This window comes from Mycobacterium sp. PSTR-4-N (genome assembly GCF_022348085.1).
GTDB lineage: Bacteria > Actinomycetota > Actinomycetes > Mycobacteriales > Mycobacteriaceae > Mycobacterium.
Genome location: NZ_JAKRFN010000008.1, coordinates 88,655 through 104,283, shown reverse-complemented (window position 1 = coordinate 104,283; position 15,629 = coordinate 88,655). Strand labels below are relative to the sequence as shown.

12 protein-coding genes and 2 tRNA genes are annotated in these 15,629 nt (G+C 69.9%); 9 read left to right on the top strand and 5 right to left on the bottom strand.

The genetic code is table 11. The features are described 5' to 3' along the window. Positions 1-2 precede the first annotated feature (2 nt). The 3 genes from rpmG to MHN84_RS13615 form a co-directional block, all read right to left on the bottom strand. On the bottom strand, positions 3-170 hold the full coding sequence (gene rpmG, locus MHN84_RS13625; protein ID WP_003929651.1) for a 50S ribosomal protein L33: 168 nt from the start codon (positions 168-170) through the stop codon (positions 3-5). Positions 171-209: 39 nt separating this feature from the next. Continuing rightward, positions 210-283 (bottom strand) — tRNA-Met (locus MHN84_RS13620). 28 nt (positions 284-311) lie between these two features. Continuing rightward, positions 312-384: transfer RNA gene (locus MHN84_RS13615), tRNA-Thr, on the bottom strand. A gap of 123 nt (positions 385-507) precedes the next feature. Between MHN84_RS13615 and MHN84_RS13610 the strand changes: the two genes are divergently transcribed. Together MHN84_RS13610 and MHN84_RS13605 are read left to right on the top strand one after the other, a co-directional pair. After that, positions 508-1,224 (top strand): MBL fold metallo-hydrolase, encoded by a 717-nt coding sequence (locus tag MHN84_RS13610; protein WP_241205083.1) that lies wholly within the window; start codon positions 508-510, stop codon positions 1,222-1,224. 92 nt (positions 1,225-1,316) lie between these two features. Next, positions 1,317-2,315, top strand: a complete 999-nt coding sequence (locus MHN84_RS13605; RefSeq protein WP_241205082.1) for a DUF2235 domain-containing protein — start codon at positions 1,317-1,319, stop codon at positions 2,313-2,315. Between the two features lie 9 nt (positions 2,316-2,324). Here the strand turns inward: MHN84_RS13605 and MHN84_RS13600 are convergent, their stop codons facing one another. Continuing rightward, on the bottom strand, positions 2,325-2,462 hold the full coding sequence (locus tag MHN84_RS13600) for a hypothetical protein (RefSeq protein ID WP_241205081.1): 138 nt from the start codon (positions 2,460-2,462) through the stop codon (positions 2,325-2,327). Positions 2,463-2,673: 211 nt separating this feature from the next. Here MHN84_RS13600 and MHN84_RS13595 point away from each other — a divergent pair, with 211 nt between their 5' ends. Both MHN84_RS13595 and MHN84_RS13590 read left to right on the top strand, forming a co-directional pair. After that, positions 2,674-3,387, top strand: a complete 714-nt coding sequence (locus tag MHN84_RS13595; RefSeq protein WP_241205080.1) for a crotonase/enoyl-CoA hydratase family protein — start codon at positions 2,674-2,676, stop codon at positions 3,385-3,387. Between the two features lie 17 nt (positions 3,388-3,404). After that, a complete protein-coding gene (locus MHN84_RS13590; protein ID WP_241205079.1) occupies positions 3,405-4,400 on the top strand; it encodes a magnesium transporter CorA family protein in 996 nt (331 codons plus the stop codon). Here the strand turns inward: MHN84_RS13590 and MHN84_RS13585 are convergent. After that, positions 4,378-5,391 carry an FAD/NAD(P)-binding oxidoreductase gene (locus tag MHN84_RS13585; protein WP_308192943.1) on the bottom strand — a complete coding sequence of 338 codons (1,014 nt, stop codon included), beginning with the start codon at positions 5,389-5,391 and terminating at the stop codon, positions 4,378-4,380. The two genes, MHN84_RS13590 and MHN84_RS13585, sit on opposite strands and share 23 nt — an antisense overlap. A gap of 198 nt (positions 5,392-5,589) precedes the next feature. Between MHN84_RS13585 and MHN84_RS13580 the strand changes: the two genes are divergently transcribed. From MHN84_RS13580 to recD, 5 genes are all read left to right on the top strand, one after another. Beyond that, positions 5,590-6,261, top strand: coding sequence for a DUF3060 domain-containing protein (locus tag MHN84_RS13580; RefSeq protein ID WP_241205078.1), 672 nt, complete (start codon positions 5,590-5,592; stop codon positions 6,259-6,261). 102 nt (positions 6,262-6,363) lie between these two features. Beyond that, positions 6,364-9,627, top strand: coding sequence for an exodeoxyribonuclease V subunit gamma (recC, locus tag MHN84_RS13575; protein WP_241205077.1), 3,264 nt, complete (start codon positions 6,364-6,366; stop codon positions 9,625-9,627). Beyond that, on the top strand, positions 9,628-12,933 hold the full coding sequence (recB, locus tag MHN84_RS13570) for an exodeoxyribonuclease V subunit beta (RefSeq protein ID WP_241205076.1): 3,306 nt from the start codon (positions 9,628-9,630) through the stop codon (positions 12,931-12,933). Further along, a complete protein-coding gene (locus MHN84_RS13565; protein WP_241205075.1) occupies positions 12,930-13,829 on the top strand; it encodes an NYN domain-containing protein in 900 nt (299 codons plus the stop codon). The genes recB and MHN84_RS13565 overlap by 4 nt, the downstream gene beginning before the upstream one ends. Then, the gene (gene recD / locus MHN84_RS13560; RefSeq protein ID WP_241205074.1) at positions 13,826-15,505 is read left to right on the top strand and encodes an exodeoxyribonuclease V subunit alpha; all 1,680 of its coding nucleotides are present in this window, start codon (positions 13,826-13,828) and stop codon (positions 15,503-15,505) included. The genes MHN84_RS13565 and recD overlap by 4 nt, the downstream gene beginning before the upstream one ends. The last annotated feature ends 124 nt before the right edge of the window (positions 15,506-15,629 follow it).

Here is a 15,629-nt window from a genome sequence, read left to right as displayed (position 1 = left end):
GCCTAGCGCGATTCTTTGTGCGCCTGGTGCTTGCCGCAGTTCGGGCAGAACTTCTTGATCTCGAGCCGGTCGGGATCGTTGCGGCGGTTCTTCTTGGTGATGTAGTTGCGGTGCTTGCACACCTCGCAGGCCAAGGTGATCTTGGGCCGTACGTCGGTACTGGAGGCCACGGCAGTCGTCTCTCTCTTCTACGTCTCGTCAGTGTCTTGTAGCGGTGGGGGGGCTCGATCCCCCGACCTCACGATTATGAGTCGTGCGCTCTAACCAGCTGAGCTACACCGCCCCGGACGGACCCGCAGAGCGGTCCACCGAGCCCCCTAACGGAATCGAACCGTTGACCTTTTCCTTACCATGGAAACGCTCTGCCGACTGAGCTAAGGGGGCCTGCAGCACGTCATAGAGCGACGGGCCTTAAAGAGGGTACATTCTCACCGATTGCGGCGCCAAACCGCTGGTCGCGCCGGGCACCCGAGGGCCGTTGCGGCCTGTGCGCCTACGCTGACCCGCATGGCCGAAGACGATCGTCTCTACTTCCGTCAGCTCCTCGCCGGCCGCGATTTCGCCGCCGGCGACATGATCGCCCAGCAGATGCGCAACTTCGCCTACCTGATCGGCGACGCCGAGACCGGCGACGCGGTGATCGTCGACCCTGCCTACGCCGCGCAGGATCTGGTCGACGTCCTCGAATCCGACGGCATGCGGCTGTCCGGCGTTCTGGTCACCCACCACCATCCCGATCACGTCGGCGGATCGATGATGGGCTTCGAGCTCAAGGGGTTGGCCGAGCTGCTCGAACGGGTCAGCGTGCCGGTGCATGTCAACACCCACGAGGCCGACTGGGTCTCCCGGATCACGGGTATCGCACCGAGTGAGCTGACCTCGCACCAGCACGGCGACACCGTCGAGGTCGGGGCGATCGACATCGAACTACTGCACACGCCCGGCCATACGCCGGGCAGCCAGTGCTTCCTGCTCGACGGCCGGCTGGTCGCCGGGGACACGCTGTTCCTCGAGGGCTGCGGCCGCACCGACTTCCCCGGCGGCAACGTCGACGACATGTTCCGTAGCCTGCAGGCGCTGGCCGCCCTGCCCGGTGATCCGACCGTGTTCCCCGGCCACTGGTATTCGGCGGCGAAGAGCGCCCCGCTGGACTCCGTCCGGCGCAGCAACTACGTCTACCGGGCCAGCAGTCTCGATCAGTGGCGCACCCTGATGGGTGGCTGAGGTCCGCTCGTTCGGCTGATTCCGGCCCCCGCGGCACCGCGTTCTGGCAAACTCTCCTACCAGCGCATCCGCACATCCCGTCGGGGGCCATCGTGAAGAACATCGCGCTGTGTTTCGACAACTTCAACCCGGCCGGCAACGCCGCAGCGTTCGCCGGGATGCTGCGCCGATCCGCCGGGCAGCTCGTCTGGACCTCTGCGCACGTGCCACGAGACGGCCGACGGCCACACCGTCATGTGGTCGACGCGGCACGGCGACACGTCGTCGCGGCCTATGACTTCCTCGCCGACTCGTGGGAACCAGGAGACCACGTGTTCATCGCGGGTGCGGGCCGAGACGGCGTGTGTGCCCGCGCCGTGGCCCGGTTGATCGGCACGGTGGGGGTGCTTCCCGGGGACGACACGTCGGAATCGCTGGCGGAGCTGCGCGGCTACTTGCTGAGCGTGTACGCGATGCCCCGAACCGTGCGCGAGCACGACGATTGGCAGCGGGTGCGCAAAGTCGTCGCCGACCTGCGCGGCCAGGGCGAGACATCGGTGGCCGTGCGGTTCCTCGGGCTGTGGGACACCCGGGTTATCCCCGGCATGCCGCGGGCGGCCACCGCCGGCGCTCTGGCTCAGGTGGAGATGGCCCGGCATGCGCTGTCGATCGACGCCCGCGTGGCCGCGATCCCACTCGGCGGCGATGCGGCCACGCATCAGGACGTGTGGTTTCGCGGCGGGCACGGTGACGTCACCCGCGGCCGGCACTCGTGCGCGGCGCTGTCGGACATCGCGCTCGACTGGGTCCTCGACGGCGCCGTGGATGCGGGCATCGAGCTCGCCGACCCCGCGGCCCGGCAAGCTCCGAGCCCGATCGACGCGCTCGCCGGCAGCGCGCATGCCATGTCGCCGCGGCGGTTACCCGGCGGCGCCGCCGTGCACGCCAGCGTGGAGTGCTACCTGCGAGCTCATCCGTCGTACTGGCGGCGGTTGCCGGCGCAGGTCGAGTGGGCCGACCCCGATTGGGTGGCCCGCGGCGAGCGTCTGATGGCCTCCCCGGCGACCATCGAGACGCCAGCCGCGCAGCCCGCACTGGTCAGCACGGTCTGAAACCGGCCGTCACCGCCAGCCCGCGCCGATTCCGCACTCCCACAGACCGAGCGTGGGAATCCCGCTGTCGCGCCGCACCTTTCGGACTTTCACCCGGCGCCTGCGGCGATCGGGTTGCGGCTCTGCCGGCTTGCGGTGTGCACCCATGGTCGTCCTCCTGTAGCTGGAAGCGCGGCGACCCCTCGTCACCGCCGCGCTCGACCATCACGCTAGGGACGTGCGCGGGCCGGGTCGTGCGTAGTCGAGTACCTGACTACGCGGTCCCCGTGCGACGGCGAGTGAGTAGTCCCGGGTCGCCGATGCTTTCTGGGCCGCTGTTAGGTTCGAGGCGCCCCGACCCCTCGCCCCAGGAGGCCCGATGACCAGCACCGTGTCCTATGAGCTCGCGGAATCCGTGGCCACCATCACCCTCGACGACGGCAAGGTCAACGTCCTGGGCCCGGACATGCAGGCCGCGATCAACGAGGCGCTGGACCGGGCCGAGTCCGACGTCGAGGCCGGCAGCGCCAAAGCCGTCGTGCTGGCAGGCAACTCCCGCGTCTTCAGCGGCGGCTTCGACCTCGCGGTGTTCCAGTCCGGCGATCCGGCGGCCGCGCTCGGCATGCTCTCTGGCGGCTTCCGGCTCTCGCTGCGCACGCTGACGTTCCCGGTACCGGTGATCATCGCCGCGACCGGTCCCGCGATCGCGATGGGATCGTTCCTGCTGTTGTCGGCCGACCATCGCGTGGGTGGTCCGAAGTCGCGCTGCCAGGCGATCGAGGTCGCGATCGGCATGACCATCCCGATCTCGGCGATCGAGATCATGCGGATGCGGCTCACGCCGGCGGCCTTCGAGCGCGGCACCGCCCTCGCCGCGACGTTCGTCGGTGACGACGCGATCGCGGCGGGCTGGCTCGACGAGATCGTCGAGGCCGATCAGGTGCTCGCCCGCGCTCAGCAGGTGGCCCAGGAGGCGGCGAGCACGCTGCACGCCGGCGCCCACCGGGCCACCAAACTGAAGGCGCGTAAACCCGCTCTCGACGCCATCCAAGCCGGAATCGACGGTCTGGCTGACGAATTCACGCTCGGCTGACACATGCCCCCACTGCGATGACCCATGTGCGCGGCCGGATCTGGCGGCACGGTGAACCTCAGGACGATTTCGACTTCTCGGCGATCTCGGACTGTCTCAGCGGTGACGACACGCTCGTGTGGTGCGACATCTACGACCCCGACCAAGCGATCCTCAAAGACCTTGCCGCCGAGCTGCATCTGAACTCGTGGGCGGTGGAGGACGCGCTCGCCGAATCCGAACGCACCAAGGCGGTGGTGTACCGCACCCATACCTTCTTCACGGTGTACTCGGTGACCGTGACCGCACCACCGGCGCAGGACGATTCCCCGTCGTCGTTGCTCGAGGTGCACCGGATCTCGGGGTTCGTCCTGCCCCGCGGCCTGATCACCGTGCGGTTGTCGCCGCACATCGACATCGACGAGGTGTCCCGCCGCTTCGACGAGCTCGGCGGTCAGCAGTACGGGGTCGGCTCACTGGTGCACGGATTGCTCGATGTCGTGGTCGACGGCCACTTCGCCGCGGTACAGGCGCTCGACGATGCGATCGAGGGCCTCGAGGACGATCTGTTCGCCGACGAGGCGCCACCCAAGGGATTGCAGCGCAAGACATTTCAGCTGCGCAAGGACCTGGTGGCGCTGCGCCGGGTGGTGCTGCCGATGCGGGAGGTGGTCTCGGCCATTCAACACCGTCGCCTCGACGCGAAGACCGCCCCGGAACTCGACGCGGTGTACGCCGATCTGTACGACCACGTGCTGCGAGCATCGGAGTGGACGGAATCGTTGCGCGACATGGTCACCACGGTGTTCGAGACGAACCTCTCGCTACAGGACGCGCGACTGAACGTGGTGATGAAGAAGCTGACCGGGTGGGCGGCCATCATCGCGGTCCCGACGGCGATCACGGGGTTCTACGGCCAGAACGTCGACTATCCCGGAATCGAGACCGTCGCGGGCTTCGTCACCAGCACCGCGCTCATCGTCGTGATGGTCGCGATTCTCTACGTGGCGTTCAAGCGCCGGGATTGGTTGTAGCCACCAGGGTTGCCACCTCGTGACCGAGGCGCGTGTACGCCGCGGTGAAGCCGTGTCGCCGGTCGGTGACCCGACAGGAATCCCAGTCGTCGCCCCAGCCACGGTGACGCATCGTCACCGACCCGATCGAGCAGGAGAAGCGGGGCACCCGGTCCCAGACGGCCGGGTAGCCGGCCGCGGTCGACCCCGCCACCAACCCCTGCTGGGCGGCGTCGCGCCAGTGCTCGGCGGCCACCGCCCGGCCCGCGGTGACGTTGTGGGCCAGCGTGATGTCGCCGGCGGCGAAGACGTTCTGCACCGAGGTGCGCATGTGTTCGTCGACCACGACGCGCCCTCCGCTCATCTGCAGCCCTGCCTGCTGCGCCAGCCGGACGTCGGGGCGCACGCCCGTGGCGGCGACCACCAGGTCGGCGTCGATGCACTCGCCGGAGTCCAGCACCACCCCGGTGCCGGTGACCGCGGCGACCGGGGCGGAACCGGTGAAGCGCACACCGGCATCGGAGAGCATCTTGACCACGCGCTCACCCACGTCGAGGCCGAAACGGCGGGCGAGCGGCACCGGTTCGGGCGCGACGAGCACGGTGTCCAGACCACCGGCCGCCAGGCAGGCCGCCGCCTCGCACCCGATCAGACCCGCCCCGACCACGACCGCCGAGTCGGCGTGGCGCGCCGCCATTCGCAGCGCCACCGCGTCGCCGAACGACCGCAGAGGTAACGCCGACTCCGCGCCCGGCACCGTCAGCGGCACCGGCGTGGCACCCGATGCGAGCACCAGGTGCCAGTAGGGATAGCGGGCACCACCCGCGGTGACGATCTCCTGGGCGGCGGTGTCGATGCGCTCGACGGTGACCCCGAGGACGAGATCGATGGCATTGCGGTGGAACCAGCCGGCGCTGTGCAGGTCGAGTTCTGCGGGCTGGCCGCACAGGAACTGCTTGCTCAAGGGCGGCTTGGCATAGGGCAGCGCGGGATCGGCGGACAGGATGCGCACGGGGATGTGGCGGTGCCGGGCGCGCGGAAGGTCTCGGCCGCGCTGACACCCGCGGGACCGCTGCCGATGGCGAGGAAGCCCGGTGCCACCATGGCGCATGGGTACCACCGGGCCGTGAACTCAACCGCCGCGCGTGGTCACCGGTCAGGGTTTGGTCAGATCCGCGCAGGCGCGCCGCGGTTGTGCGAGCATCTGCGCATGGAGCCGACAGGGGATCCCGAGGCCCGCATCAGGGACTTGGAGCGGGGCAGTTCCGCGGTGCCGGTGCCTCCGTACCCGTACCCCACCCCGTCCTTCGAGCAGCCCCACGGTTCGCCGTACTTCGCGGCCCCGCAGCAGGTCGTGCACAAGCGCTCGAATCCTGCGGTGTGGCTGATTCCGTTGATCGCCGGTCTGGTGATCATCGGCGGGGTGATCGGCGTCGTCGTCTACTTCGTCGGGAACAACGTCGCAACGAGCACGGTGCCCGGTCGGCCGAGCACGTCCGGCGGGGGCGGTTCCGTCGCCGAACCGTCCGTTCCGGCGATCCCGGCGATCCCGGCGATTCCCTCGATTCCGGCGATCCCCGGCATCGGCGGTGATGACCAGGTGCTCACCGTCGAAGCGGGCGGGTCGCTGTCGATCGGCGGTGTCGATCGCACGCAGACCGTGATCTGCAATCAGGGAACCGTGAGCATCAGCGGGATGAACAACACGATCGAGGTGCAGGGCTCGTGCGCCGAGGTCTCGGTGTCCGGCATGGAGAACGAGCTGACGGTGGAGTCGGCGGGCGCCATCAACGTCTCGGGCTTCGACAACACGGTGACCTACCGGACCGGCGACCCCAAGACCTCGCAGGCCGGCACCGGCAACGTCATCGAACGCGGCTGACCCATTCGGCGAGCGCGCGCGTCTGCACACCGACGCGCCGCCGAGCATGGCATTTCGTGTGCGCTCACCGCCTGCGAGCGCGCGCCCGTAGTCTGAGCTGCGATGGCGCTACACCTCCATCGGGCTGATCGCACCGACCTGCTCGCCGACGGCCTGGGTGCGATGCTCGCAGACCCGCCTGCCGACCCCTTCGCCGAGGACCTGGTGCTGGTGTCGGCGCGCGGCACCGAACGCTGGCTCAGCCAGCGGCTCTCCCACATCCTGGGGCGCGGTGGCGGTCAGGACGGGGTGTGCGCCGGGATCACGTTCCGCCATCCGCGCTCACTCGTCGCGGAACTGACCGGCACCACCGACGACGATCCATGGGCACCCGAGGCCATGGTGTGGCCGCTACTCGAGGTCATCGACAGCTCGCTCGACCAGCCGTGGTGTGCCACCCTGGCCGCCCATCTCGGCCATCATGAGCAGGGCGAGGAGCGAGAACTGCGCCAGGGCAGGCGCTATGCCGTCGCCCGTCGCCTCGCCGGCCTGTTCGCCTCCTACGCCCGGCAACGTCCGCAGCTGTTGATCGACTGGGCGCAGCGCCGCAGTGACGCCCTCGACGCCGACCTGAGCTGGCAGCCTGAGCTCTACCGCGCTCTGCTGGCCCGCGTCGCTGCCGAGCCCCCGCCGGTACGTCACGCCGAAGCTGTTGCTCGTCTTCGGCATTCACCTTCAGATCTACCCGCGCGGTTGTCGCTGTTCGGTCACACCCGCTTGCCGCGCACCGAGATCGAACTCCTGCAAGCGCTCAGCACGCATCACGATCTGCACCTGTGGCTCCCGCATCCCAGCGACGTACTGTGGGCGGCACTGCGCGGCAGTCATGGACCGGTGCCGCGGCGTACCGACACGTCGCACCGCGCGGTGGGGCACCCGCTTCTCGCGACGCTCGGCCGCGATCTGCGCGAGCTGGAGCGGGCCCTTCCCGCCGACCCCGCAGTCGACGAGTTCCTCGGCGCCGCCGACCGCCCGCCCACACTGCTCGGCTGGCTCCAGTCCGACATCGCCGCCAACAGCGTTCGCCCGCAAGGTCGTTGGCTCGACGCGACCGACCGGTCGGTCCAGGTGCACAGCTGCCACGGCCCCGCTCGCCAGATCGACGTTCTGCGTGAGGTGCTGCTCGGCATGCTGGCCGACGATCCCACGCTCGAGCCGCGCGACATCCTCGTCATGTGCCCCGACATCGAGACATATGCACCACTCATCGTCGCGGGTTTCGGTCTCGGGGATGTGGTGTCCGACGCGCACCCCGCCCATCGACTGCGCGTCAAGTTGGCCGACCGCGCGCTCACCCAGACCAATCCGTTGCTCGCAGTGGCGAGTCAGTTGCTCATCCTGGCCGGCGGGCGGGCGACCGCCAGCGAGGTGCTCAACCTCGCGGAGGCCGCACCGGTGCGTTTCCGGTTCGGCTTCAGCGACGACGATCTCGACACGATCGGCGACTGGGTGCGGGAGGCCAACATCCGCTGGGGCTTCGACCGCGGACACCGCCATCCGTATGGGGTCGACTTCGTGCAGAACACCTGGCGGTTCGGCATCGACCGGGTACTGGCCGGCGTCGCCGTCTCGGAGGACGCCCACACCTGGCTGGACACCACGCTGCCCCTCGACGACGTCGGCAGCAACCGGGTGGAGCTCGCGGGGCGACTCGCCGAGTACGTCGAGCTGCTCCGCGTCGCGGTCGAGGACCTCAGCGGCACAAGGACATTGGGCGGATGGCTGACAGCCCTGCGCAGCGGTCTCGACCAGCTCACCGCCGCCCCGGACGCCGATGCGTGGCAGGGCGCCCAGGTGGACCGGGAGTTCGGCGACATCCTCGCTGACGCCGGCGCGCAGTCCGAGACCCTGTTGCGCCTCGCCGATGTGAAGGCACTATTGGACCGCCACCTCGCCGGTCGACCGACGCGCGCCAACTTCCGCACCGGCACGCTGACGGTGTGCACGATGGTCCCGATGCGCTCGGTCCCTCACCGCGTGGTGTGCCTGGTGGGTCTCGACGACGGGGTCTTCCCACGGCAAGGAGTCACCGACGGCGACGACGCGCTGGCGCGCGACCCGGTGACCGGTGAACGGGACAGTCGCTCCGAGGATCGCCAGTTGCTGCTCGACGCGATCGGTGCGGCGACCGAGCGCCTGGTGATCACCTACACCGGCGCCAACGAGTACTCGGGTCAACGCAAGCCGCCGGCCGTGCCGCTCGTCGAGCTCCTCGACGCGCTCGACGTCACCGCGCAGCAGCCGGTCTGCGAGCAGGTACACATTCGACATCCGTTGCAGCCCTTCGACATCCGCAATGTCACACCGGGGGCGCTGGGAACGCGTCCGGACGAGCCGTTCACGTTCGACACCGCCGCGCTGACCGCGGCCCGGGCCTCGACGGCTCAGCGGACGGTCAAGCCGCCGCTGGTCGGGGCGCCGCTACCGGCGCCACCGCTCGACGACGTCGTCCTCGACGATCTGATCACGTTCTTCAAGGATCCGGTCAAGGGCTTCTTCCGGGCTCTCGACTACACGCTGCCGTGGGACGTCGATGCCGTCGAGGACGGGATGCCGGTCGAGATCGATGCGTTGGCGGAGTGGAAGATCGGCGCCCGGATGCTCGAGGACATGCAGCGCGGGATGACACCGGCGCAGGCCCAGCAGGCCGAGTGGCGTCGTGGTTCGCTTCCGCCGGGCCGGCTCGGTTGGCGGCAAGCCCAGGAACTCGCGCAGCGCACCGCCGCGCTCGCTGCGGCCGCCCAGCAGCACCGCACCCGTGCGCCCGAGGCGTTCGACGTCGACGTCGCGGTCGGCGCCGCCATAGACACAGACCGCCGCGTCACGGGCACCGTGCCGCGCGTCTACGGCGAGCGCCTGGTGTGGGTCACCTATTCCAAGCTCGACGGCAGGCACCTACTGGAATCGTGGATTCGACTGGTGGCGTTGGCCGCTCACCATCCCGGCAGGGATTGGTCGGCGGTGTGCATCGGTCGAGCCAAACGCGGCGACACCCCACGACAACGGCTGTTGGGACCGCCCGACGACGCCGCCGGTGTGCTGGCCGATCTCGTCGAGATGTACGACGACGGGCGTCGCGCACCGATTCCGTTGCCGCCCAAGACGTCCTACGCCTGGGCGGAGACCGAGCACCACCGCGGCGCGCCGTCGCGGGAGGCCGGCTGGAAGTGGAAGTCCGGCGGGTATCCCGGCGAGGACGCCGAGCCCGCGCACGTCACGGTGTGGGGTCCTGGCCGTCCGCTGGTCGACCTGGTCGCCGCGGGCCTTCCGGCCTACGCGTCCCGGTTGTGGTCTCCGATGCTGCGCGCCGAGAGGATGCCGGACTAGATGGAACCGTTCGACCTGCTGGGCCCGCTGCCCGAGCCGCGCACCACGACGGTGCTGGAAGCCAGTGCGGGTACCGGAAAGACTTACACCCTGGCCGGTTTGGTGACCCGCTATGTCGCAGAAGGGGTTGCGACGCTCGACCAGATGCTGCTGATCACCTTCGGGCGGGCGGCCAGCCAGGAGCTGCGGGAGCGGGTACGCGCCCAGATCCTCGACGCCCTGCTCGCACTCGGCGATCCGGCCCGCGCCCGCAACGACGCGGTGCCCACCCACCTGCTGTCGGGCCCGGCCGACGAACTCGCCCTGCGGCGACAGCGGCTGCGTGACGCGCTGGCCGGGTTCGACGCCGCCACGATCGCGACCACTCACCAGTTCTGCCAGCTGGTGTTGAAGAGTCTCGGGGTGGCCGGGGACACCGATTCCGGTGTGCAGCTGGTGGAAAGCCTCGAGGATGTGGTGCGCGACATCGTCGACGACCTGTACCTCGCGCATTTCGGTCAGCAGCGCGAGGAACCACTGCTGTCCTACGACGCCGCGCTGCGTCTGGCCCGCGAGGTCGTCGCCGGTGCGCACACCGAGCTGCGGCCTGCCGATCCCGCGCCCGGCACGGACCCGGCGGTGCGGGTCGAGTTCGCGACCGCGGTCTGCGCGGAACTGGAGACGCGTAAACGCCGGCTCGGCATCCTGCACTACGACGATCTGCTGTCCCGGCTCGCCGACGCGCTCGAGGCCGACGACTCCCCCGCGCGTACCCGGATGCGGCGGCGCTGGTCGATCGTCATGGTCGACGAGTTCCAGGACACCGATCCGGTGCAGTGGCAGGTCATCGACCGCGCGTTCAGCGGACACTCCACGGTGATCCTGATCGGTGATCCGAAGCAGGCGATCTACGCGTTCCGCGGCGGTGACATCGTCACGTATCTGCACGCCGCGTCGAGCGCGGGACGGCAGCGCACGCTGGGCACGAACTATCGCAGCGACGGCCCGCTGGTCGCGAGTCTGCAGGCGGTGATGCGGGATGCGCAGCTCGGGGACCCGCGCATCGTGGTGCGGCCGGTGGCCGCCGCGCACCCCGAGCATCGGCTGGCTGGTGCGCCGCAGAATGCGCCGTTCCGGCTGCGGGTGGTCACCCGCGAGCAGCTGCGGGTGCGCCCCGACAAGACCATCCCGATCGATCGGCTGCGGGAGCACATCCCGAAGGACATGGCCGCCGACATCGCCGCGCTGCTCGCCGCCGGGGCCACCTACTGCGGAAACCCAGTGGTGCCCGGCGACGTCGCGGTGATCGTCGAGAGCCACCGCGACGGGCGTGCCTGCTTCGAGGCGCTCAACGCGGCGAACATCCCCGCCGTCTACACCGGCGACTCCGATGTGTTCGCCTCGCCGGCCGCCGATGACTGGCTGTGTCTGCTCGAAGCGTTCGACCAGCCGCAGCGGTCCGGTCTGGTGCGGGCGGCAGCCACCACGATGTTCTTCGGTGAGACCGCGGAAAGCCTTGTCGCCGAGGGCGATCGGCTGACCGATCGGATCACCGAGACGTTGCGCAGCTGGGCTGATCACGCGCGGGAGCGCGGCGTGGCCGCGGTGTTCGAAGCGGCTCAGCGCGCCGGCATGGGCGAGCGGGTGTTGTCCTGGGTCGACGGCGAGCGGCACATGACCGACCTGGCGCATCTGACCCAGCTGCTGCAGGAGACTGCGCACCTGGAGCACTTCAGCCTGCCTGCGCTGCGTGACTGGCTGCGCACGCAGCGCGAGGAACGTGGCGGCGCGGTCGAACGGAGCCGTCGCCTCGACAGTGACGCCGCGGCTGTGCAGATCATGACGGTGTGGGTGAGCAAGGGTCTGCAGTTTCCCGTCGTGTATCTGCCGTTCGCGTTCAACCGCAACATCCAGAGCCGCGACGTCGTGCTCTACCACGAGGGCGACACCCGCTGTCTGCACATCGGCGGCGAGCACAGCCCCGATCACGATGCGGTGCAGCGGCAGGGCCGTGAGGAGGCTGCCGGGGACGACGTGCGGCTCACCTACGTCGCGATGACGCGCGCTCAGTCCCAGGTCGTCGCGTGGTGGGCGCCGTCGGCAGATGAACCCAACGGCGGACTGTCCCGCCTGCTGCGTGGCCGCAGGCCCGGGGAGGCGATGGTGCCCGATCGCTGCGACCCGCCCCGCATCGACGACCCCGACGCCATGGCCGCGCTGCGCGCCTGGGCCGACGCCGGCGGGCCGGTCCTCGAGGAATCCGTCATCACCGCGCCGGCACCCGTCGCCACACCGCCGGTGCCCGTGGGTCTGGACGTGCGCCACTTCCATCGCCGCATCGACACGTCGTGGCGGCGGACGTCTTATTCGGGGTTGATCCGTTCGGCCGAGGAGGCGCCCGGGGTGTCCAGCGAGCCGGAGGTGACCGAACTCGACGACGAGGTCGCCGACGTCCCGGCCTCCGGTCCGGTGGACACGGGTGAGCGGGTGCGCTCACCGATGGCGGACCTTCCGACCGGTGCGGCGTTCGGCACGCTGGTGCACGCGGTGCTCGAGACGACCGATCCGTTCGCGCCCGACCTGGCCGCCGAATTGGAAGCACAGATCGTCCGGCACGCGCAGTGGTGGCCGGTCGACGTGGCCCCGGCCGAGCTGGCCGCTGCGCTGGTCCCGATGCACGACACCCCGCTCGGGCCACTGGCCAACGGCGCCACGCTGCGCGAGATCGGATTACGGGATCGGTTGCGTGAGTTGGACTTCGAGTTCCCACTGGCCGGCGGTGATCTGCGCGCAGCCGGCCCGGCGCTGTCCCTCGCCGACGTCGGCGCGCTGGTGCACAGCCATCTGCCGCCGGACGATCCGCTGGCGGGTTACGCGCGCCGCCTCTCCGGAGGTGCGCTGGGCGCCCAGTCGCTGCGGGGCTACCTCACCGGGTCGGTCGATGCGGTGCTGCGGGTCGGCGGTCGCTATCTGGTGGTGGACTACAAGACCAACTGGCTGGGGGAACCGGGAGGCGAGCTGACCGCCGCCGACTACGGGCGATCCCGGTTGGTCGAGGCGATGCTGCACTCCGACTATCCACTGCAGGCGCTGCTCTACTGCGTTGTGCTGCACCGGTTTCTGCGTTGGCGACAGACGGACTACTCGCCGCAGCGTCATCTCGGTGGTGTGCTGTACCTGTACGTGCGCGGAATGTGCGGACCCCAGACGCCGGTGACGGACGGCCACCCGGCCGGGGTGTTCAGCTGGCAGCCTCCCGCGGAACTGATCGTGGCCCTCTCGGATCTGCTCGCCCGGGACGCACCGTCGGAGACACTGGTGCGATGACGGACTCCCAGGACTCCCGCGTCGCGGTCTACTTTGACTTCGACAACATCGTGATCAGCCGCTACGACCAGGTCAACGGCCGCAATTCGTTCCAGCGCGACCGGGCGCGGGACGCCACCAGCGACACCGGCACCAGTGATTTCGCGGAGAAGCTCGCGCGCGCCACGGTCGACGTCGGCGCCATCGTGGACTTCGCGTCGTCGTTCGGCACGCTCGTCCTCACCCGGGCCTACGCGGACTGGTCCGCCGACGTCAACGCGAACTATCGCGGCCAATTGGTCGGCCGCGCGGTCGATCTGGTGCAGTTGTTCCCTGCCGCCGCGTACGGCAAGAACGGTGCCGACATCCGGCTGGCCGTCGACGCGGTCGAGGACATGTTCCGGTTGCCCGATCTGACCCACGTCGTGATCGTCGGCGGCGATTCGGATTACATCGCGCTGGCGCAGCGCTGCAAACGGCTCGGCCGCTACGTCGTCGGCATCGGGGTTGCGGGCTCCTCCAGCCGCTCACTGGCGGCGGCCTGCGATGAATTCGTCACCTACGACGCACTGCCGGGCGTACCGGTGTTCGAGCCCGACGAATCGCCCACCGGCACGGCGCCGAAGAAGCGCACCCGGCGGTCCAAGGGTCGCGACGCCGACGATGAGCCCGATCCGCAGGCTTCGGCGACAGCGCTGCTGACCCGGGCGCTGAAGATCGGGTTGGAGAAGGACGACGTGGACTGGCTGCACAACTCGGCGGTCAAGGCGCAGATGAAGCGAATGGATCCGTCGTTCTCGGAGAAGTCGTTGGGCTTCAAGTCGTTCAGCGACTTCCTGCGGTCGCGTGCTGATCTCGTCGAACTCGACGAGAGCTCGACGGCTCGCACCGTGCGGCTGCGCGGGGAATCCCCGTGACCGCGCCGACGCTCGAAACGTTCGGCGAGCTGCTGGAGCCTGCCGATGTCCATGTGGCGCAGCGCCTGTGCGTCCTGACCGGCGAAGCCGATCCGAGTGTCGCGCTGGCTGTCGCGTTCGCGGTGCGGGCGCTGCGCGCGGGGTCGGTGTGCGTTGATCTGAGGTCGCTGCCCCAGCAGATCGGTCGACCCGAATTGCCTTGGCCTGCAACGCGGGAGTGGCTCGAGGCCGTGCGGGCCAGCCCGCTGGTGGCTCAGCAGGTGGTGCATGTGCGCTCCGATGCCGACGCCGATCTGCTCTACCTCGATCGGTACTGGCGCGAGGAGCAACAGGTTCGCGACGACGTGCTGGCGCTGCTGGCAGCACCGCAGTCGACAGCTGCTCCCGGTCTGGAGCGGCTGTTCCCCGAGGGGTGGGAGGAGCAGCGCCGCGCAGCCGATGTCGCTCTGGCGCAATCGCTCACCGTACTGACGGGCGGGCCGGGCACCGGCAAGACCACGACGGTGGCCCGCCTGTTGGCAGTGCTCGCAGAACAGGCCGCCCTCGCCGGGCGGCCACAGCTGCGCATCGCGCTGGCAGCGCCGACGGGTAAGGCGGCGGCGCGCCTTCTCGAGGCGGTGCGTTCGGAGCTCGCGGAGCTCGATGCCCAGGACCGCGACCGGCTGCCGCCGCTGACCGCATCGACGCTGCACCGACTGCTGCGCCCACGCCCCGACAGTGGCTCGCGGTTCCGTCACCATCGAGAGAACCGGTTGCCCCACGACGTGATCGTCGTCGACGAGACGTCGATGGTGTCGTTGACGCTGATGGCCCGCCTGCTCGAGGCCGTGCGCCCCGACAGCCGCCTGGTGCTCGCCGGTGATCCGGATCAGCTCGCCTCGGTGGAAGCGGGCGCGGTGCTCGCCGATCTGGTCGACGGCCTCGGGGCGCGCAGCGACGCGCGGATCGCGGCGCTGCACACCTCGCACCGGTTCGGTGCCCGCATCGGCGAGCTGGCTGCGGCGATCCGCGACGGCGACGCCGACCAGACGGTGCAGGTGCTGCGCGACGGCGGTGAGCACGTCGAGTGGATCGCTGCCGACGCGCCCGGCGAACATTTGCGCGACGTGCTGCTTCCCCCGGCGTTGCGGCTGCGCGAGGCGGCGATCCTCGGGGACACGCGGGCCGCACTCGACACGCTCGACGAGCATCGCCTGCTGTGCGCCCACCGGCGCGGTCCGTTCGGCATCGCCTACTGGAACCGTCAGGTCGAGCGGTGGCTGACGGACGCGACCGGTGAGCCGATCTGGGCGGATTGGTATGCCGGGCGGCCGGTCCTGGTGACGGCCAACGACTACGGCCGCAAGCTGTACAACGGCGACACGGGGGTCGCGATCGTGCACGGCGAGGGCCTGCGCGTGGTGATCGGCGAGCAGGAGTTCGCCGCCGGCCGGCTCTCCGAGGTGGACACCATGCACGCGATGACGATCCACAAGAGTCAGGGCAGCCAGGCCGACGAGGTCACGGTGCTGTTGCCGCCGCAGGAGTCGCGGCTGCTGACCCGGGAGCTGTTCTACACCGCCGTGACCCGGGCCAAGAAGCGGGTGCGGGTGGTGGGTGCGGAGGCGTCGGTGCGCGCCGCGGTCGGCCGACGCGCAGCGCGCGCCTCGGGCCTGGCCCGCCGCCTCGCCATCTGACCGCCCGTCCCGCGAGCGCTGGGGGCACCTCCCGTTCCGCGAGCGCGCGCGTCTGCACGTCGACGCGCCGCTCACAACGTGCATTCGCGTGCGCTCGCGACCGCCGACAGCGCGCTTTCTGCCA

Bases quoted from the DNA above. Each gene is read 5' to 3' on its own strand.
- MHN84_RS13595 (WP_241205080.1), top strand. From the start codon at position 2,674: ATGACCAGCACCGTGTCCTATGAGCTCGCGGAATCCGTGGCCACCATC.
- recC (WP_241205077.1), top strand. From the start codon at position 6,364: ATGGCGCTACACCTCCATCGGGCTGATCGCACCGACCTGCTCGCCGAC.
- MHN84_RS13580 (WP_241205078.1), top strand. From the start codon at position 5,590: ATGGAGCCGACAGGGGATCCCGAGGCCCGCATCAGGGACTTGGAGCGG.
- MHN84_RS13610 (WP_241205083.1), top strand. From the start codon at position 508: ATGGCCGAAGACGATCGTCTCTACTTCCGTCAGCTCCTCGCCGGCCGC.
- recB (WP_241205076.1), top strand. From the start codon at position 9,628: ATGGAACCGTTCGACCTGCTGGGCCCGCTGCCCGAGCCGCGCACCACG.
- MHN84_RS13590 (WP_241205079.1), top strand. From the start codon at position 3,405: ATGACCCATGTGCGCGGCCGGATCTGGCGGCACGGTGAACCTCAGGAC.
- MHN84_RS13565 (WP_241205075.1), top strand. From the start codon at position 12,930: ATGACGGACTCCCAGGACTCCCGCGTCGCGGTCTACTTTGACTTCGAC.
- MHN84_RS13600 (WP_241205081.1), bottom strand. From the start codon at position 2,462: ATGGGTGCACACCGCAAGCCGGCAGAGCCGCAACCCGATCGCCGCAGG.